This window comes from Xenorhabdus poinarii G6 (assembly GCF_000968175.1).
GTDB lineage: Bacteria > Pseudomonadota > Gammaproteobacteria > Enterobacterales > Enterobacteriaceae > Xenorhabdus > Xenorhabdus poinarii.
In genome coordinates this window covers 2947470-2968511 of sequence record NZ_FO704551.1, presented here as the reverse complement: position 1 = coordinate 2968511, position 21042 = coordinate 2947470, and the positions used below count along the sequence as shown (strand labels likewise).

Genomic DNA, 21042 nt, shown 5'->3' with positions numbered 1-21042 from the left:
TTTATTGGATTTTAAGGATCGATAACACAATTTTGGTTGCTTATTTTCTCATCAAATCTTATTTATTGTTCAACAATGAATTCACTTTAGCCAAACAGTTTATTTATTTGGTTCCACAATGGTATGGGTCTTGCTTAGAAAACAGTAAATACAATATAAAGATGACAGGGGAGAATAGCTATGGCTATGCAAAAAACAGTCAAACAAGACGCCGTAAATTTTGTATCAAATCGGCGTTCTTCTTTGATTGCAGCGGTTTTTTTGATGGCGACATCAGCGATTGGGCCAGGCTTTATCACTCAGACTGCGACTTTCACGGCAACAATGGGAGCAACTTTTGCTTTTGGCATTTTAGCCTCTGTTTTGATTGATTTTGTGGTTCAGCAGAATATTTGGCAAATTGTCACATTAACCCGAATGCAATCAGCCGATATTGCTAATGCTGCGATCCCTGGAAGTGGTTATTTGTTAGCTATTTTGGTGATTTTGGGTGGATTAGTCTTTAACGTCGGTAATATTGCGGGAGCTGGATTGGGACTTAATTCTTTGATGGGACTCGACCCAAAATGGGGCGGATTATTCAGTGCATTGATGGCTATTTGTCTCTTTACCTCCCGTAAAGCCGGTGTCGCTCTTGATCGTGTTATCGTGATATTAGGGTTAATCATGATAGGAATGACCTTATTTGTTGCGATAGTTTCTAATCCCCCGGTGGGAGAAGCCTTACAACAAACCGTATTGCCTGATGAAATTAATTTTGCAACGATAACGACGATTGTGGGGGGAACGGTGGGGGGATATATCTGCTATGCGGGCGCCCATCGTTTGCTGGATAAGGGGGCAGTGGGCATTGAAAATATCAACGTGGTTTCCCGTGCAGCGACCAAGGGGATCTTGGTCGTCGGCTTGATGCGATATCTGTTATTTCTTGCCATATTAGGTGTTGTTGCCAGTGGCGTAACACTGGATGTTGCCAGTAAAACAGCAAACCCTGCCTCGCAAGCCTTTCAGATCTCGGTCGGTGAATTTGGATTGCGTATTTTTGGTTTAATCATGTGGGCAGCTGCAATGACCAGTATTATTGGGGCTGCCTATACTTCTATTTCCTTTTGTAGTGTCTTTCGAAAACACTTTCCTGAGCGTCAGCGCAATATTGCAACGTTATTTTTTATCGCCGTATCTTTGGCCGTTTATCTATTAATGGCCACACCACCCGCCGCATTATTGGTTTTTGCCGGCGGATTTAACGGGCTTATCCTTCCTCTTGGGTTGACTATTTTTGTTTATGTTGGCTGGAAACGCGCTGATTTGATGGAGGGATATCGCTATCCACGTTGGTTACTGTGGTCAGGGATGATGACTTGTGTTCTGACATGGTACATGGGTGCCATGTCTATCAATTCAATCTTTGAGTTTTTGAAGGCAGCTTAAGGAAACCAGCATGATAAACACGATCGATTTAAATAGTGATCTCGGTGAGAGTTTTGGTCAGTGGCGCATGGGAGAAGATGAAGAAATATTAGGCGTTATCAGTAGCGCGAATATTGCCTGTGGTTTTCATGCGGGAGACCCGGTAGGGATTTTGCAGACATTGAAATTGGCGCAGAAAAATGATGTAGCGATAGGTGCTCATGTTTCTTATCCCGATTTGGTTGGCTTTGGACGACGTAAAATGGAGATAGCCAATCATGAACTGACAGCAGATGTGATTTACCAGATTGGTGCCTTGCAAGGATTAGCTGCCGCAGCAGGCAGTAAAGTGAGTTACGTCAAACCTCATGGTGCGCTTTATAACACCATTGCGAATGATGAATATCAAGGACTTGCTGTTATTGAAGGCATTCTCGCCATAGATCCTAACCTGGCATTGGTTGGTTTAGCAGGATCAAATATTCTCAAGTTAGCTCAGGAAAAAGGGTTGCGGACGATAGCAGAAGCATTTGCTGATCGTGCATATACCTCACAAGGCGAATTAGTTTCCCGGCGTGAAATTGGTTCTGTTTTGCATGATGCAGATCGTGTGGCGCAACGGATGTTGCAACTCGTAACAGAAGGGGGAATTGCGTCAATTGATGGCAAATTCACCCCTATCCAAGCTGATTCGATTTGCGTGCATGGTGATAGCCCGGGAGCACTGGAAATGGCAAAACGGATCAAAGCAATTTTGCAACAGGCGGGAATAACTATTCGACCATTTATTCATTCATGAGCCTGGATCGCGTTGATACGGTTAATGATTTAGGGAGATAGCCTTGCGTTTTTTACCTGTTAATTGCAATACCATCATGGTTGAATTGAGTGGATTGACAGAAACACTGGCCTTACTTGATTCACTGGCAATGTCACCCATTTTTGGTGTTGAAGAAGTGATACCGGCTGCGAAAACGTTGATGATTCGTTTCCGGCCGACAAAAATAGCACCTCAACAATTGGCGACAGCAATCAGTCAGCGGGATTTACGGGAACGTGGTCATGCAACGGGAAAACAGATAACCATTCCGGTGCATTACAATGGCGAAGATCTTGCACTGGTTGCAGAAATATTAGGGTGTACTGTTCAGGAAGTTATTCGTCAACACACTGAAAATGAATATACCGTTGCTTTCACGGGGTTTTCACCTGGCTTTGCATATATGGTCTCGAAAACCTTGCGATGGAATATACCCCGCCGAAAAACCCCTAGAACACGCATTCCGGCAGGAGCTGTAGCTCTGGCGGGGGAATTCAGTAGCATTTATCCGCAGGTCAGTCCCGGAGGATGGCAAATTATCGGTATTACAACCGAACGGATGTGGGATCTTTCCCGACCCTCTCCCGCCTTATTACAACCGGGTTACCGTGTTAACTTTCGTGATGCAGGATATCAGCCTGCCACTATCCATTTGCCTGAAAAGAGTTTGCCTGAAACAGCTATCAATAACAAAGTGCCTGCCTCAGCGGCTGCTTATGATCTGGAAATCTTGTCCGTAGGACTACAAACCTTATTTCAAGATTTAGGACGTGTTGGTCAGGCAAAATTAGGGATACCGGAATCGGGGGCAATGGACAAAAGTGCTTTACGCAGTGCAAACCGTCTTGTTGGGAATGCCTCTGACCAGGCTTGTCTGGAAATTGTGCAGGGAGGATTTAAAGCAATCGCACATGGACAAGTACTGATTGCCATTACGGGGGCGTCATGCCCAATAGAAATAAAAACTTCATCGGGTGAAATATTCCATGTAAGCACTTACAAACCTATTGATTTAAACGAGGGTGACGAAATTTCATTGGGTATGCCTGTCGCGGGTATGCGTTCTTATTTAGCCGTGCGCGGGGGTTTCATTATTCCGGCCGTCCTGTCCAGCTATGCGTTCGATACTCTGTCCAATATCGGCCCTGTTCCGTTGAAAATAAATGATAAATTAGTTGTCGGTGAAACATCTCATTGCGCAGCAGTCTCTTTTTCTGAAACATCTGCTTTTGATATGCCAAAGAAAGATGACATCGTGGTATTGGATATTATCTTTGGCCCTCGCACCGATTGGTTCACAGCAGAGTCCGTCGATTTATTGAGTAAGCAGCTTTGGCAGGTGACTCCTCAGTCTAACCGAATTGGGTTAAGACTAAATGGTGAGTGCTCACTATCGAGAAGTCAGCCACAAGAATTACCCAGCGAAGGAACATGTGCAGGAGCGATACAAATTCCTGCCAGTGGGCAACCTGTGCTCTTCTTGGCTGATCATCCAGTGACAGGAGGATATCCCGTGATTGCTTCAGTCGCAGAGTATCACCTCGATCTCGCTGGGCAGATCCCCGTGACAGCCAGAATCCGCTTTAATCCCATCGGTCAATTCCATGAAATTCAAGGGAGTCATGATTGCCATGAATCAAACTGTAGATAATTTTAATAACCAGCTGAAGAAAGTGCTGATTGCTAACCGTGGTGAGATTGCTGTTCGAATTATCCGGGCTTGCCGTGATTATGGAATACCGACAGTGGCTGTTTATGCGGATGTTGATATTAATGCACAGCATGTTCAATTGGCTGATGAGGCTTATGCTTTGGGGGGAAATAACCCGGCAGAAACTTATCTCAATATTCCTCGTTTACTGGATGTGGCAAAACAATCCGAGGCAACAATGGTGCACCCTGGTTATGGTTTCTTGTCTGAACGGGCGGAATTTGCCAGAGCAGTGATTGATGCGGGTTTCATTTGGATTGGCCCTAATCCTGATACGATTGATGAACTGGGGGATAAGGTTAAAGCGCGTAAAATCGCTCAGAAAGTGGGCGCGCCTTTAGTTGTCGGGACATCAGAACCTGTCAAAGATGTGCAGGAAGTGATTGCGTTTGCGGAACAATATGGCTTACCGATTGCTATCAAAGCTGCATTCGGTGGCGGTGGTCGAGGGCTGAAAGTCGCCTGGCGGCTGGATGAAGTGGCCGAGCTTTACCATTCGGCAGTCCGTGAGGCGATAGCTGCTTTTGGCCGGGGTGAGTGTTTTATTGAACAATTTTTGGATAAACCCCGACATATAGAAGCGCAAGTGATAGCAGACAAGCATGGTAATGTTGTGGTTTTAGGAACCAGAGATTGTTCCTTACAGCGGCGTAACCAGAAGTTGGTCGAAGAAGCACCCGCACCATTTTTAACGCCAGAACAACGAGAACATATTCATCAATCCGCAAAAGCCATTTGTGCAGAAGCTAATTATGTGGGAGCCGGTACAGTCGAATTTTTACTCAGTGCAGATGGCTCACTTTCTTTCTTAGAAGTAAATACTCGCTTACAAGTAGAACATCCGGTCACAGAGGAGACAACGGGCATTGATCTGGTGATTGAGCAGTTGCGAGTAGCCGAAGGTTATCCGTTAAGCATTCAGGAAACACCAGTACCAAGAGGGCATGCGTTTGAATTTCGCATTAATGCGGAAGACGCCGCGAAAGGTTTCCTACCAACATCCGGTACCATCACCGAATTTCTCCCACCTTCTGGCCCCGGTATTCGCTTCGACTCTGGTGTAACCAGTGGCTCTATTATTCCGGCCACCTTTGATTCACTCATGGCAAAATTAATTGTCACGGGGGCGAACCGGGAACAGGCCATTATTCGTGCCCGGCGGGCATTGAAAGAGTTTAAGATTAGTGGTGTCGCCTCCGTTTTGCCCTTCCATCAGGCAGTCATGACGCATCCTGATTTTATTTCTGGTGATAAATTCAATGTCCATACTCGCTGGATTGAAACGGATTTTGTGAATGAACTCGCGGCTTCGCTACGCCAATTTCCGATGGAGGATAACAAGATTACCCGCACTTTTATTGAGATCGATGGCCGTCGGCATGAATTAGGATTGCCATCGGATTTATTGGCGGGATTGGCGCACTTAACCCCGATGGGTGAACAACAATTATCTTCGTCTGTTGTACCTGCCGTAAAGAAAAAACAGCCGGAAGATCCTCGTCAGGTCAAAGCGCCTATTTCCGGTATCCTGCATGCCTGGATGGTGAAAGAAGGTGAGCAAGTCAATGAAGGTGATGTGATTGCCGTTATGGAAGCTATGAAAATGGAAGTGCAGATCCATGCTCATCGTTCAGGAAAAATCACATTCTGTGTCCAAGTCGGGGATTATCAGAATGCCGAGACGATTCTGGCTAATATAGCGTAGTGTCGTAAAGATAGAGTAGTGATATTACTTAAACCAGCAGGATCTGTTGATCCTGCCTTTCACATCCAGATATATCCCCCATTCGGCTTTAAAGTTATTTACATTTACTATAGAAATGTAAATAATAACAATTCTCAACAGTATCTATCTTTGAATAAACATGACTAAAATTACCAAAATTTACGCTAGCCTGGCTAAAAGTGGCCTGTGTGTTCCTCTGATGTCCGCATCTATGCTGACAGTCGCTATCTCTACCAGCGCATTTGCAAGTGCTGAAAATACAACTAAAAAATCGACTGATACTCGCGATACACTTGTGGTTATTGCAGATAACAATGCAAAACAAGATAGCGGCGAAGTCAACCGTCACGAAATAAAAGTCAGACAGGCACAAAGTGTCGGTGAGATTTTGAAGAATGTACCGGGTGTCCAAGCGGGTCATCCTAGCGCTTTAGGACAGCGCTTCAAAATTCGTGGTATGGATGATCAATTCATCAACGTGACGATCGATGGAGCAAGGCAAGAAGGGTATCACTTCCACCATTCAGGAAGTTACGGTATCGATCCTGAAATGTTAAAGCAAGTTGATATCAAGGTTGGTAGTAACAGCATCACTTATGATACTGGTGCTATTGGTGGTGCCTTAAAATTTGAGACAGTTGATGCAGGTGATTTGTTGTCACCAGGGCAATTATTTGGTGCCAAGGGAAAATTAAACTACTCAAGTAATGGTTCTGAATTCCAACAATCTTTAGCGGCATATGGTAGATTGGGTGCTGCCGATTTATTAGGTTATTTTACCCATCGCAATATGCACGATTCTGAATCGGGCAGAGATAATCGCGGGCGGGATTCAATCCCGACAGATGGAAGATTATTTAATTACTTATTAAAAGCTAAATTTAATCTGACCGATGAGCAGTATATTAATGTATCAAAAGAACATTATAAAAATGATGCGGTAACTAACCATAGATTAAACTTTGGTAACAATATAAGTCTTCAAGTAAATAACGGGAAAAAAGCGAAATATGTCATTGATCGCAACGCCCATAATGTTATTTATGGGTATGCACCTGCTAATAATGACCTTATTGATCTAAAAATATCCGCTTATCATACTGAACAAACCTCTACCCATATGAAACCTGCAAATGGAAGTGGGAAAGGATTTGATAGTATTGTTGAAACTCAGGGTATTAAGGTTCGTAATACCTCTAGTTTTGATACTCAGAAATTAGCTCATGATTTAACCTATGGATATGAATATTTTGATACTAATATGAGATATACTGATGTATCAGAAAATAAATATAATAGCGAAATAGAGAAAGCAAATGCTTCATCTGTTTATTTAGAAGATGATATTCAATTCGCTGATTTCCATGTTATACCGGGTATTAGATGGGATCATTATAAATACCATACGATTAATAAACAAAAAGCACCCTTTGAGCGAACCTATGCTCAGCTCTCTAAAGCACTCGGCTTGAAATACGAGCTTGGGGCATCCACAACATTATTTGCTAATTACACCGAACTCTTTAGAGGCCCATTGGGTAAAGAGATTGCTATGGGACTATCTGGGCATAGCAATAACTTACAAGCCACAACGGGTTACAACTTAGAAACAGGATTGGTAGGTTCTTATCCTAGCATTTTTGCTAAAAATGACACTTTGATTGTCTCAGGTAAGGTATTCCAAACTCATTTCAAAAACCTGGCTACAACCTTGGCTAAGGGAGAGTTAAACAATATTCCAAAATCAAGACTAGAAGGGTTTGAATTAGCGACTGGCTATAAACTAGATAACTTATCTTTAAAAGCCAGCTATGCCAAAGTCAATGACAAGATTATTAAAGGTAGTACGTTATTTGATAAAGGCACAGAGTTTATGCCATCAGTAGGTGATACCATCACTGTGGGAGGGAGTTACCTGTTCGACAAATCTGACATTGAATTCGGCTGGAATTCTCGATTTGCGCTGGCAAAAGATTCTAAGGGAGTAGACGGCGGAAATATTGTCGGTATCCACAAACCTGGATATGGTGTAAGCAATATGTATATTTCTTGGGCACCGAAAGCGGGCTCATTTAAAAATACGGAAATCCAGCTTGGTATCGATAATATCTTCGATAAACGTTATAACGAACACTCTTACTATTTGAAGACTTCTCCGGGACAAGACGAAAGAGGTCGCACATATAAAGCGACAATTTCTTATAAGTTCTAATCAAGATATCTTAAATATTTCAAGATATAATCTGAGTAATCAGTCTGCGGTTTATCCGCAGACTTGTTACTGATATAAATTGTCAATTATCGCGATTACAGCGTCGCAACGCCAATCAAAGCAACCACACTAAAAATAGCTGCCGCGCCATAAAATACCCATTTACTGGCGGGAATAGGGATTTGCAGATCATGCATACCGTGATGGATACGGTGCATTCCGCACCACAACGGCAGACAGATCATCAATAGCAAAAATGTGCGACCAATAACACTCTGGCAGAAAGCCAGAATACGCTCATAAGAAAGTGCCTCTGATGCCAGACCGAGGGGTATCAGAATACCCAACAGTAGGATCATGGCCGGGCTGATAATAGCACTCCACATGCCGCCGGCACCAAACAACCCCCAGAAAATCGGTTCATCGGAACGCTTAGGTACTTGATTCATCAGATCCTCCTTAGGGTCAGAAAAATAGCGCCGCGCCGAGGATCACGGCGGTAGCAATAATGGTGGTTGTCCACAGCAGTGTGATAATCGGCCCCGGGGACATTTTCTCATTTCTGACAATGATGTTGAGCGCTTTTGGCGCCAGCTCAAACCACGTTTTTGTATGCAATAGCGTTGCCAGCAGGGTGATGATGTTAATCAGCAACACCGCCGGATGCTGCAAGAAAGAGACAAATTCCGCCCAATTTTCCGGGCCATTTTTCAGGGCGAACACGCCGTGCAGCACTAGTAAGCTGAACCAAACCGTCGGAACAGATGTGCCTTCGCGCAACATATAAAAGCGATAAAATCCCAGCTTCTGCCACCAATGTGTGTCCATACCCCGCACATAAGGTTTACGTTTTGTTGTCATCACTCTTTCCTCCCTTATTGTGGTTTCAGCATAGAGATAATGAAATCTTTAGCACTTTCGGCTTTGCTTTGTTGGATAGCACCCGCGGGATCAACCTGTTTCGGGCACACTTCAGAACAGTAACCCACGAAAGTACAGGACCAGACACCATGGTCACTGTTGATATGTGGCATACGTTCTTTCTTGCCGTGGTCACGGTTATCCAGGTTATAGCGGTGTGCCAATGTGATCGCAGCAGGTCCAATAAACTCAGGATTTAGGCCAAATTGGGGGCAGGCCGCATAGCACAGGCCACAGTTGATACAGCCTGAAAATTGGTGGTATTTCGCCATCTGAGCCGGCGTCTGCATATGCGGGCCATCCGCGGGTTGGCGATCATTACCGATAATATAGGGTTTGATGGCTTCCAGACTCTCAATAAAGTGAGTCATATCCACAACCAAGTCCCGTTCAATTGGGAAATTACCTAACGCCTCGACTTTCATTCCCGAGGCGTAATCGCGCAGGAACGTCTTACAGGCTAATTTCGGTACACGGTTTACCATCATGCCGCAGGAACCACAAATGGCCATACGGCAAGACCAGCGATAGGAAAGGTCAGGTGCCAGATTGTCTTTGATGTAACCCAACGCATCCAGCAATGAAGTTTGCTCATCATAAGGCACGTCATAAGTGACGAAGTGAGGTTCGCTGTCCGTCTCCGGGTTATAGCGCATGACCGCCATTTTCAGGCGTTTCATCTCAGCCATTCGCTTGCTCCTTCTGTTTTTTCTCTTGTGCCGCTGCTTCACCGCCATAGACCCGCTTCTGCGGCTGAGATTGAGTGATTTTCACATCACTGTATGCCAGACGAGGAGCACCTTCGGGGTTGTAGAAGGCCAGCGTATGTTTCAAGAAATTCTTATCGTCACGTTCAGTGCAACCGTCATCAAGACGCTGGTGGGCACCCCGTGATTCTTTGCGGTTAATGGCGGAATGAGCCATACATTCAGCGACATCCAAACCAAATCCTAACTCAATGGTATAGAGCAGGTCGGTATTAAAGACGCTGCTGTGATCGCGAATGCTGATCTGTTTAAAACGTTCTTTCAATGCCGCAATTTTATCGATGGTTTTTTGCATCAATGCGGGTGTACGGTAAATTCCGCATCCCTCTTCCATTGACTCCCCCAGCTCATCACGGATTTGCGCCCAGTTTTCACTGCCTTTCTGGTTCAGCAGTTTATTGAGTTTTTCTTCCACATCACGAGCTTGGGCATCCAGCATACGATGGTTGGCGGGTTTCACAGCCTGAATATGTTTGATCGCGTTTTCACCTGCCAGACGACCAAATACGACCAGTTCAGCCAGTGAATTGGAACCGAGGCGGTTGGCACCGTGTAAACCAACAGACGCACATTCTCCAATTGCAAATAGTCCTTTGATGCGGGTTTCACACTGTTGATTCGTTTCGATTCCTCCCATGGTGTAATGGGCGGTTGGGCGGACAGGGATCGGCTCTTTGACCGGATCAACGCCGACATAGGCTTTTGCCAGCTCACAGATAAACGGCAGACGTTCGAGCAATTTCTTTTCACCCAAATGGCGTAAATCCAGATGTACCACATCCCCGCGCGAGGTAGTAATGGTGCGGCCAGCTCGCCATTCATGCCAGAAGGCCTGGGAGACTTTATCGCGTGGGCCTAATTCCATATATTTATTTTCAGGTTGTCCGAGGGGCGTTTCTGGCCCTAAACCATAATCCTGTAGATAACGATAGCCATCTTTATTCACCAAAATTCCACCTTCACCGCGGCAGCCTTCGGTCATCAAAATACCGGAACCGGGCAGACCCGTTGGGTGATACTGCACAAATTCCATATCACGCAATGGCACACCGTGACGGTAGGCGATCCCCATTCCATCACCAGTGACAATACCGCCATTCGTGTTATAACGGTATACGCGCCCGGCTCCGCCAGTCGCCATAATGACCGCATCGGCACGGATCTGAACTTTGGTACCCTCCATCATATTTAGCGCAACCAATCCGCGTGCGTGTCCTTCATCAACCAAAATATCGAGGACAAAATGTTCATCAAAACGCTGGATTTGTGGGTACTTGAGTGAAGTTTGGAACAATGTATGGAGCATATGAAAGCCGGTTTTATCGGCAGCAAACCAGGTGCGTTCAATGTTCATACCGCCAAAACGACGCACATTGACAGAGCCATCGTCCTTGCGACTCCACGGGCAGCCCCATTGTTCCAGTTGGATCATTTCTGTCGGACAATGTTTGACGAAATACTCAACCACATCTTGTTCACACAACCAGTCACCACCGGATACGGTGTCTTTGAAGTGAAAGTCGTAGGAATCGTGCGACTGAGTGACTGCGGCTGATCCACCTTCGGCGGCGACAGTATGGCTGCGCATAGGATAAACTTTTGAGAGCAAAGCGATTTTGCATTGGGGATTGGCTTCCGCAGCGGCGATGGCTGCGCGTAGCCCTGCGCCACCGGCACCGATAATCGCGAGGTCAACATTGAAGGTTTGCACTGCTCTTCTCCATTGTTCAAGTGGGGGGCAATCGAAGTTGCGTGATGATTTACTCTTCGTTACTTTTTATCAGGTTTAATTATAGCGAAGAGTATCGGAGGTAAATTTGATATGAATGCGTATTTTGTGGGATTTTTCCGCTAAAACGGGATTTGAGAGGTTTTTTTTATCTATCTGGCGTGCTATATGCCATCGTTCGTAACAAATCATTTAGCAAATTTATATTCTGAGGATATACCGTGGTTAAATATCATCGGTGAAGTTGGTAAACGAGAATATAAAGTAAAATGTGTGGGATATTTTATTTTGTTAATATGCATTGTGTGATTGAATGAATACGCCGTGATTTTAACGCTTTTTAACATATCAAAAATCATTATCTCACTGAGAGAGAATTTTGCCCAAAAATTTATTTTTTATGTCTGACTATTTTCCATAAATAGAGGGAAAGAGGCTGTTGCTGTTATTGTGGAAAATAGCGGTTTTCCCCCATTTAATGTTGAAAATTTGTCTGGCGGCGTTGATATGAGTAAACTGCGCCTTTTGTTTTATTTGGAGTCATAGCAATATGAATGAAGTCGCGAATTGGCAGCCAAGTGCACCTATCGCCAATTTATTGAAAAGGGCGGAAATTCTAACAGAAATACGGCGCTTTTTCTCAGAGCGGGGCGTATTGGAAGTCGAAACGCCGGCGATGAGTCAGGCAACGATCACCGACGCTCATTTGGCCTCTTTTCAGACACAGTTCGTTGGGCCAGGCGCGGCAGATGGCTTGACGTTGTATCTGATAACCAGCCCTGAATTTCATATGAAGCGACTGTTAGCCGCCGGAAGTGGCCCCATTTTTCAGATGGGGAAAAGTTTCCGTAATGAAGAAGCCGGTCGTCATCATAATCCTGAGTTCACCATGCTGGAGTGGTATCGGCCGCACTACGATATGTATTGTTTAATGAATGAAGTGGATGATTTGTTGCAACAGATCTTGGATTGCGAGAGTGCGGAATCGCTTTCTTACCAACAGGCTTTCATTCGGTATCTGGATATCGATCCGCTGACCGCGAGTAAAGAAAAATTACGTGAAGTGGCGGCAAAACTGGATCTCAGTAATATCGCTGATCAGGAAGAGGATCGAGATACGTTATTGCAACTGCTTTTTGCCGTGGGAGTAGAAACCCAGATTGGCCTTGAAAAACCGGCATTTATTTATCATTTTCCTGCTTCTCAGGCTTCATTGGCCGAGATTAGCAAGGAAGATCACCGGGTAGCAGAGCGTTTTGAGGTCTATTTTAAAGGCATGGAGCTGGCGAATGGCTTTCGTGAACTGACTGACAGCCATGAACAGCGTCTCCGTTTCGAACAGGATAACCGTAAACGTGAAGCGAAGGGAATGCCTGTTCTGCCTATTGATGAACACCTGCTTGCTGCCCTTGCTGACGGGATACCCGAATGTTCGGGGGTCGCAATGGGCGTGGATCGTCTGGTTATGCTGGCGTTGAAGGCGCAGCGGATTAGTGAAGTCATCGCGTTTCCGGTCGGGAATGCATGACAATTTATACTCAATGCCGTTAGCAATAAAGGGGTCGTCTCGGACTGCCCCTTTATTTTTGTCAATATCCGTCCTGACTATTTGTGCTCGTGATGTTTTTTCAGGAACTTCACAGCCAAATCAGGGAAATCGGTGAATGCGCCATCGACATTCGCTTTGTCGAAAACAATATCGAACAATTGGTCGCCGCTGGTGGCATATTGGGGTAATTGATCGATACGGATCGTATAGGGATGAACCACCAGATGGTTAGCGTGAGCTTCTTTGACCATCCCGGTCAACTTGATGTGGTTTGGGGTAGAATTACTGGCGATAAGCATGTGATAATCAGGGCCAATGCCATCGGCATATTTTGCCACTTCTTTCATCGCACCTGGTTTAAACATCCATTCATAGCTGTAATTCTGCCATTGACCGTCTGGTTTTTGTTCGTAAGTTTCCTGCCAGTCAGTGTAAGCGATAAGCTGAACCAGTTTCAGATCCATGCCCAGTTTCGGTTCTAACTCATTTTTGATGCGTTTGAGTTCATTGGCATCAAAACATTGCAGATAAACGTTATCGCTCTTTTTGGTATAGCCATATTTTTTCAGGACTTCCAGCACCTTGCTTGTGATATCTTTGCCTTCCTGACGATGAAACCACGGCGCTTTAATTTCAGGATAGATCCCTATGTTTTTACCTGTGGATTTATTCATCCCTTGTATAAATTCAATCTCTTCCTGAAAGGTATGAATGTGGAAATCTGATTGTCCCATTGGAAAACGGCCGGGGTAGCTTTGGACTTTTTTGCCATCCTTGATATCAAAACCTTCGGTGAATTTCAGTGACTTAATTTCAGGTAAGGTAAAATCGATGGCATAATAGCGACCGTCACGACGGGCGCGGTCTGGAAAACGTTCTGCGACATCGGTGACGCGATCGAGATAGTGATCGTGCAAGACAATAAGCTGGTCGTCTTTCGTCATGACCAAGTCTTGCTCAAGATAATCAGCACCTTGTGCATAGGCCATTGCTTTAGCCGGTAAGGTATGTTCAGGCAAATAACCGCTGGCGCCACGATGTGCGATGTCAATTTTATTCTCAGCTGCCTGGGCAATTCCTGACATTGATGATGCTAACAGAATACCGGCCATCATTGCTTTAATGGGGGGCTGCATTGGGATTCTCCATGTAATTCAATCTTGGAAATGAATTTTACCAGTGATATATCACAGTTTTATGACATAAATATTTTTCTTTAAACGCTATCTATACTTCGTTTAATACGCTCGGTGATTAAATGAATAAAATAATTAAATCGCGTTGATGATTCAGCTTTTAAAAAATCCAGATCGCGATTGAAAATCATATTAATGAATTGCAGTGCAACTGTTATTACACTGCAATTAATAGGTTTTTTAATGACGTTTTCAGATCATTATTAGCTTGAATGAATCATTTTTTGCTTGTGTTTCTTTTCACTTAACATAACAAACAGAAGCAAAATAACCGAGAGGATACTACCGCCGATCATGACCGCAAAACCGCCATCCCAACCCAAAAAGTCAACGGTGTAACCGACAATAATGCTGGCCGCCACCGAGCCGCCCAGATAGCCGAACAGCCCGGTAAAACCTGCTGCTGTGCCTGCCGCTTTTTTCGGTGCCAGCTCCAGAGCATGCAGGCCAATCAGCATAACTGGACCATAAATCAGGAAACCGATGACCAGCATACAGAGCATATCGATATTCGGGTTACCCGCCGGGTTCAACCAGAAGACAATCGTTGCGATAGTGACGAGTACCATAAAGAATACGCCGGTTGCACCACGATTGCCTTTGAACACTTTGTCAGACATCCAGCCGCACAATAGCGTGCCCGGAATACCGGCATATTCATAGAGGAAGTAAGCCCAGGACGATTTATTTATGGCAAAGTGTTTGACTTCTTTCAGGTAAGTGGGTGACCAATCAAGAATACCGTAGCGCAGCAAGTAGACAAATACGTTGGCAAGAGCGATCATCCACAGCAATTTATTGGGCAAAATGTACTGCATGAAAATTTCTTTTGCCGTCAGTTCTTTTTCATTTTTTTCCGAATAATCAGGTGGATAGTCATTTTTGTATTCTTCAATTGGCGGTAAACCACACGATTGAGGTGTATCACGCATTAAGGCGAAAACGATGATGGCCACCAGGATCGCGGCAAATGCCGGCATATAGAACGCGGCTTTCCAGTCATTGAACCAGGCCATCCCCAACATGAACAGTAATGGAGGAACGCCTCCGCCAACGTTATGGGCACAGTTCCAGATAGAGACAATTTGACCGCGTTCTTTCTGTGACCACCAGTGAACCATGGTTCGGCCACAAGGAGGCCAGCCCATTCCCTGAAACCAACCGCAGAGGAACAGCATAACAAACATAATGGCAATGCTGGACGTAGCCCACGGCACAAACCCCATAAATAGCATCACTGCCGCTGCCATCAGCAAACCCGCGGGCAAGAAAACGCGTGGATTCGAGCGATCAGAAACGGACCCCATAATGAATTTCGAAAATCCGTAAGCAATTGAAATACCGGATAGCGCGAAACCAAGATCCCCTTTAGAAAACCCCTGATCGATTAGAGCCGGGATAGCCAGCGCAAAGTTTTTTCTGACCAGGTAGTAAGCTGCGTAGCCAAAGAATATCCCCATAAAAATTTGCCAGCGTAAACGACGATAGAGTGGATCTATTTCTGGTGCGGGCAACCGAGCCTGATGAGGCGACGGCTTAAAAATGCTTAACATGTTTTTTCTCCACGTGACTTCTGTCTGTATGAGTACATCACTGAGATTACACAGTGAATGTACGTGTAATTAACGAAAAGAATGGATTGTTTATTTTTTATATAGAATCGGCTAAAACAGCCTTATATTATTGAGCAATATCGCCGGCATAATAGCGATAATCTCTTAGGTCGGTGATTCTGAGTGATCCGGGGCTTTTTTAAAATATAATTTGATGGTATTAATGTGATATATATCACAATAACTGTCTTTGCCTGTCGTTTATTTAAATTTACTTTATGTTTTTTAACGAACAAAAGCGCATTCATTTTGGGGATATTTGGCTGATATCGTTACTATAGCGCGATATAAATGTGACTGATATAAATATTAATATATTAAATATAATTTAACCAATGGTGGGATGGCTTGCTGCCCGCTATTTTCAACAGGTTGTGTCATTTCTCTGATAGTATTATTGAAAATAATATTTAAAGTTATTAATATGAATTTATTTTTATTTACCTGCTTGGCGTTTTTTATAACGAAGCTATAAATAAAGTGTTTGAAATTAAATTTAAAAATAATAGATTTTACTACAAATGGTTATTCGTGCTCTGACCGCAGTCTTCAAGTAGGATGGATGACCATTTTGCTAAAAAATACAATAATATCAGTATATTGAGTTTTTGTTGTGGATTGTATTGGCGTAATACTCTCTGTCTTCCAATGAATAACTCAATATATTATATAAGTTGAACGTTTAATTAATAAAAAATTACTCATTAATATCTTTATTAAATTCGCAATTTTTCTGCAATTTACTTTTCTGATTCAGTGAATGTCAACATAAGGTATTTGAACATACTGCGTGTAGGCAACAACTGAAAGATAACGACTACCCGCACTGATGCCTCTATTCATCATAAAAAGTGATGAAATACATCAGGCTCAGAATGAGAACATCATTATGAATACTGACACACACAAGGCAATATTACACACAGCATTGACGACTGGGCAAAAAAACTCTCCGACTGTGGACACTGAATTTAATAGTCATATCAGTCAGATAACAGCAACGTTAGAACCGTGGTTTAAGAACGTCCCGGCCCGGCTATCGGAGGTGGCAAAAAGTATACCCAATGACGTTGCTGTCTCTGATCCATATGAGACGTTGACGTTTGGTGAATTGGATCAGCGCATAAAGCGTGCGGCACAGGTTTTACGCCATCACGGAGTCACAATGGGCAGCAATGTGGCGATTGCGGCTCAGCGGGGTATCTCATGGTTTGTCACTATGCAGGCAATCTGGCGAATTGGCGCGGTATATATCCCTTTGAATACCCTGATGCCGGAAAAACGGCTGAATGATATTCTCGCCAGCCTGCCGGAAAGTATTTTGGTTTCTGATGATACTGTGTCGGCGAGGCTACAGGCATCAACATACATTCCTATGGGGACGCTCCTGAATCAGGCCGTTCAGGTGGAAGTCGCAGAAGATATTGATATCCCGGCGTTGGGGGATCACCCTGCTTATGTGATGTTTACATCAGGCTCCACAGGATTGCCGAAAGCGGTACAAGTACAGCATGATAATCTAACCGCTTGTCTGTGCGCGTTTGGCCAGTTGTTGTCAATCCGTCAGCGTGACCATATGTTGGCGTTGACGACGTTCTCGTTTGATATCTCTGTTTTGGAACTGCTGCTGACCATCGTTCATGGCGGAAGTATCTACATTGCTTCAATTGATACTCAGCGTGACGCAATGGCATTGTCTGAAATCCTGGACGATCCACAATTCACTTACGTCCAGGCAACACCGGTGACCTGGTCAATGGCACTGAACGCTGGCTGGACGCCACGTCCAACGCTGGTCATGCTGTGCGGAGGTGAAGCGTTGTCACAGGATTTGGCAGACCGACTGACCGCCACGGGCAGCACACTATGGAATGTCTATGGCCCAACGGAAACGACTATCTGGTCAACCGCCTTCCGCATGAAAAAAGGCGATAAGGTCCAGTTGGGTGAGCCAATTCCAGGCACCAGTATTACGATTGTGGATAAACATCTGAAGCCGGTTTCCAAAGGAACCGTGGGAGAAATTCTCATCGGTGGATTGGGGGTCACCGCCGGTTATCGTAATAACCCAACGGAAACCGCCAAAAGGTACGTCCCCGATGTGACGCAAAAAGGGAAAAGAGCTTATCTGACAGGGGATATGGGGTGTATGCTTGAAGACGGCTCCCTTATTTACATGGGGAGACAAGATGATCAGGTGAAAGTGCGGGGATATCGCATCGAATTAGGTGAGATAGAAATTGCATTGAGAAAACAAAATGGTGTACAGGATGCCATTACCCGGGTTGCTGGCCGTGGTGATGTTGCCAAGATCCAAGCATTTGTCTTGTTTAATCCAAATCGGGTGGTGCCGGAGGATTGGGTGCATCAGACTCGGATTGCTCTCAGGGACGTCCTGCATGAAGCCTGGATACCGACTGAATATTACCGTATTCCTTATATTCCGCAGACAAGCAGTGGCAAAAGAGATAAAAAGCGATTGGAAGACGTGGCGGAACGATTAAAGGCCAGCTACGCCGTGGTACACCCACACACTGAAACAGAAAAATGCGTTTATCAGATTTGGTGTGGTTTACTGGCGACGGATGCATTTGGTATCACGGACGATTTCTTCCACATCGGGGGGCACTCTCTTCTGGTGACTCGTATGGTAGAACAGATTGAAAACGCGTTTGCAATGAGGCTGCCGATTTCTGCTATCTATGTAGAGCCGACAGTGGCCAGAATCGCCGCCATTTTGGATGAAATGATGACTGTAAGCCCGGCAAACTCTGCGCAGCCGGTAGGCACATATCACAGTGAAGTCTTAATTCGTCAGCATGCTGAGACACTCAGAAAAGAGGTTTATCTGCAAGATGAGATACGTTCTGATGGGTTAGCTCATGCCCATTGGTATCAGCCAGACAACGTATTACTGACAGGTGCGACGGGATATCTTGGGTTGCATTTACTGGAGCAATTATTGAAACAAACGTCCGCCAGAGTGATTTGCTTATGCCGTGCACCGGATGAAGAGCATGCTCGTGAAAGGATCAAGGCCGGACTTAAACATTACCAGATTGACGTCGGTAACCGCCTTGATCGCGTCGATTTTGTTATTGGTGATTTGGGACAACCGCATTTTGGGTTATTGCCGGGCGCGTGGGCACAATTGGCCGAACAGATTGATGTTATTTACCACAATGGGGCATGGGTTAATTTCATCTATCCTTATAGCGCCCTGAAACGCACTAACGTTGAGGGAACTCGGACCGTTCTGGCGCTGGCGTGTACTGCGCGTTTGAAACATGTTCACTATGTCTCTTCCGTGAACGCGCTGTTTGCTACCGAATCACCTCGTCCCTATCTGGAAGATGATCGCGCCATGAGTGAGCCGATACGTGATCCTTCCGGTTATTCGGGCAGCAAATGGGTTTCGGAGGGGATCATTAATCTTGCCCGTCACAGAGGTGTGCCCGTGAGCATTTATCGGCCAGGGTTGATCCTCGGGCATACCCGAACAGGTGCGGCACAGAGGAATGATTATCTGCTTGCCTCCCTTAAGGGGTATTTAGCCATGGGGTTTTACCCTGACCATGCGCTATTACTTGATATTACACCGGTTGATTATGTGGCGGCTTCACTGGTGCATCTCTCTAAGCAACCGGCGTCCAATGGAAAATACTTTAACCTGTTTAACCCTGAGCCAATCACTATCCGGCAATTTTTCGACTGGGTACGGGATTTTGGTTATATCCTTGATCCTGTCCCCTTCGATGAGGGGAAAGATAAGATCCTGGCGCTGGATGATACGCATCCATTGTATCCCTTGAGCCCCCTGATCAGGGAGATGACAGAAAGACCTTATCGTGCGCTCGATCCGGCTTATCTTGATGAAATCCAGCCTGAACTGGAACTGAAAAATACGCTGGCGGGATTAGCGGGAAGCGGTATCCGTTGCCCGGCAATGACCGCTGAGTATATTCATCAGGTATTACGCTATCTGATTCGGACCGGGTTCTTACCGGCTGCGCTTTCAGAACGTTTTAAGCAGCAGGTGGTAGGCTGGAACAGCTAACTGAAACCAACCAGCGAGAGATTGCTGGCTGATATTGTCAAGTAAATGCTGGGCATGTTCCGGTGGGACATGCCCATCTTTCGGCTGTTTAATACAGCCAATCTTTGCCTATGCGATCGGCGGCTAAAATGGCGGCGTAAACTTGCTCAGGTGTGACAGCAAATGGCATATTATGTATGGTTTCACCTTCGGCACAGCTTGCGATGGCAACTTGCATGATTTTTTGATTCAGTTTTTCATTATCACGTAAACCCAATTGCTCCAGTGTGACAGGCAAACCGACTTGGACACAGAAATCGAGCACCGTTTCCAATTCTTCACTGGCGCTATTTTCCAAGATCAATTGTGCCAGCGTCCCAAAGGCCACTTTTTCACCATGGTAGAGGTGATGGCACTCTTCCAGTACGGTAAAGCCATTGTGGATGGCGTGGGCTGCCGCCAAGCCCGCACTTTCAAAACCGATACCACTGAGATAAGTATTTGCCTCAACAATATTTTCCACTGCGGGTGTACTGACGTCCGCTTCGACGGCCAGTTTTGCTTTGTAACCTTCTGCCAGTAAAGTCTCATAACACAGTTTTGCCAGCGCTAAACCGGTGGTGGAGGTTGCCCCGCCAGCCATGGTAGGTTTATGAGCGATACTGCTAGCCCGTGCTTCAAAATAGGTCGCGAGGGCATCCCCCATACCTGCGACAAACAGACGAACCGGCGCCTTGGCAATGATATTGGTATCCATCAGCACGATATCGGGGTTTTGCGGGAAAAATTGATAACTGTCGAATTCACCGAGTTCAGTGTAGAGGACAGACAGGGCACTGATTGGTGCATCTGTTGAGGCGAGGGTAGGTGAAATAATCACCGGGATTTTGGCATCGTGTGCAACAGCTTTGGCCGTATCAAGTGTTTTTCCGCCTCCGATCCCGATAACGGCCTGGCATTGATGCTCCAATAGAATGGCCGATAAGCGATGGATCTCATTGCGGCTGCATTCACCGTTGAACAGTTCAAAATAACTCGTCACATCGTGCTCGTCTAAGCTTTTACTAACGGTATCCCCAATCAGGTTCATGACAAAATTATCAGCGATCACGAAGACATGGTCCGCAAGCATTTTGGTATATTGGCCAATGTGAGATAACGCACCGGGCCCCTGAATATATTTGGATGGAGACTGGATCACTTTTAGCATAAGAGATATTCCTTCTTCACTGGATACTAGGCATGGAGTGTCACAATACTGGATACTGGCATGGCGCAGGTGACAGACCGTTTTCATACTCAAGTCTGTGCCTACCTGCCCGTCAACACTATACGGCAAAATAGGTTGATAA

14 protein-coding genes are annotated in these 21042 nt (G+C 45.2%); 7 read left to right on the top strand and 7 right to left on the bottom strand.

Annotated features, from left to right (window positions below; all coding sequences use genetic code 11):
• The first annotated feature begins 180 nt into the window (after positions 1-180).
• From XPG1_RS13765 to XPG1_RS13745, 5 genes are all read left to right on the top strand, one after another.
• On the top strand, positions 181-1431 hold the full coding sequence (locus XPG1_RS13765; RefSeq protein ID WP_045959561.1) for an NRAMP family divalent metal transporter: 1251 nt from the start codon (positions 181-183) through the stop codon (positions 1429-1431).
• Between the two features lie 10 nt (positions 1432-1441).
• Positions 1442-2209, top strand: coding sequence for a LamB/YcsF family protein (locus XPG1_RS13760; protein WP_045959560.1), 768 nt, complete (start codon positions 1442-1444; stop codon positions 2207-2209).
• Between the two features lie 43 nt (positions 2210-2252).
• Complete coding sequence (locus XPG1_RS13755; RefSeq protein ID WP_045959559.1) at positions 2253-3881, top strand: 5-oxoprolinase subunit B/C family protein; 1629 nt, start codon at positions 2253-2255, stop codon at positions 3879-3881.
• Positions 3862-5646 carry an ATP-binding protein gene (locus XPG1_RS13750; protein WP_045960770.1) on the top strand — a complete coding sequence of 595 codons (1785 nt, stop codon included), beginning with the start codon at positions 3862-3864 and terminating at the stop codon, positions 5644-5646. Before XPG1_RS13755 ends, XPG1_RS13750 begins: the two co-directional genes overlap by 20 nt.
• 160 nt (positions 5647-5806) lie before the next feature.
• On the top strand, positions 5807-7879 hold the full coding sequence (locus tag XPG1_RS13745) for a TonB-dependent receptor domain-containing protein (RefSeq protein WP_045959558.1): 2073 nt from the start codon (positions 5807-5809) through the stop codon (positions 7877-7879).
• 95 nt (positions 7880-7974) lie between these two features.
• Here the strand turns inward: XPG1_RS13745 and frdD are convergent, their stop codons facing one another.
• The 4 genes from frdD to frdA are packed head-to-tail and all read right to left on the bottom strand — an operon-like array spanning position 7975 to position 11278.
• Complete coding sequence (gene frdD, locus XPG1_RS13740; RefSeq protein ID WP_231853098.1) at positions 7975-8331, bottom strand: fumarate reductase subunit FrdD; 357 nt, start codon at positions 8329-8331, stop codon at positions 7975-7977.
• Positions 8332-8344: 13 nt separating this feature from the next.
• Positions 8345-8740 carry a fumarate reductase subunit FrdC gene (gene frdC / locus XPG1_RS13735; protein WP_045959556.1) on the bottom strand — a complete coding sequence of 132 codons (396 nt, stop codon included), beginning with the start codon at positions 8738-8740 and terminating at the stop codon, positions 8345-8347.
• A 14-nt stretch (positions 8741-8754) separates the two neighbouring features.
• A complete protein-coding gene (locus XPG1_RS13730; RefSeq protein ID WP_045959555.1) occupies positions 8755-9489 on the bottom strand; it encodes a succinate dehydrogenase/fumarate reductase iron-sulfur subunit in 735 nt (244 codons plus the stop codon).
• Entirely contained in the window at positions 9482-11278 is a 1797-nt protein-coding gene (gene frdA, locus XPG1_RS13725) for a fumarate reductase (quinol) flavoprotein subunit (RefSeq protein ID WP_045959554.1), read from the bottom strand. The genes XPG1_RS13730 and frdA overlap by 8 nt, the downstream gene beginning before the upstream one ends.
• Before the next feature lie 568 nt (positions 11279-11846).
• On the opposite strand from frdA, the gene epmA reads away from it, so the two are divergent.
• Positions 11847-12824, top strand: coding sequence for an elongation factor P--(R)-beta-lysine ligase (epmA, locus tag XPG1_RS13720; RefSeq protein WP_045959553.1), 978 nt, complete (start codon positions 11847-11849; stop codon positions 12822-12824).
• 77 nt (positions 12825-12901) lie between these two features.
• On the opposite strand, the gene glpQ is transcribed toward epmA, so the two are convergent.
• Both glpQ and glpT read right to left on the bottom strand, forming a co-directional pair.
• Complete coding sequence (gene glpQ, locus XPG1_RS13715) at positions 12902-13981, bottom strand: glycerophosphodiester phosphodiesterase (RefSeq protein WP_045959552.1); 1080 nt, start codon at positions 13979-13981, stop codon at positions 12902-12904.
• Between the two features lie 263 nt (positions 13982-14244).
• Entirely contained in the window at positions 14245-15594 is a 1350-nt protein-coding gene (gene glpT, locus XPG1_RS13710) for a glycerol-3-phosphate transporter (RefSeq protein WP_045959551.1), read from the bottom strand.
• A gap of 949 nt (positions 15595-16543) precedes the next feature.
• Here glpT and XPG1_RS13705 point away from each other — a divergent pair.
• On the top strand, positions 16544-19711 hold the full coding sequence (locus tag XPG1_RS13705) for an amino acid adenylation domain-containing protein (RefSeq protein WP_084717361.1): 3168 nt from the start codon (positions 16544-16546) through the stop codon (positions 19709-19711).
• A gap of 88 nt (positions 19712-19799) precedes the next feature.
• Here XPG1_RS13705 and XPG1_RS13700 read toward each other — a convergent pair whose 3' ends face one another.
• Positions 19800-20900 (bottom strand): glycerol dehydrogenase, encoded by a 1101-nt coding sequence (locus XPG1_RS13700; RefSeq protein WP_045959549.1) that lies wholly within the window; start codon positions 20898-20900, stop codon positions 19800-19802.
• Positions 20901-21042 lie beyond the last annotated feature (142 nt).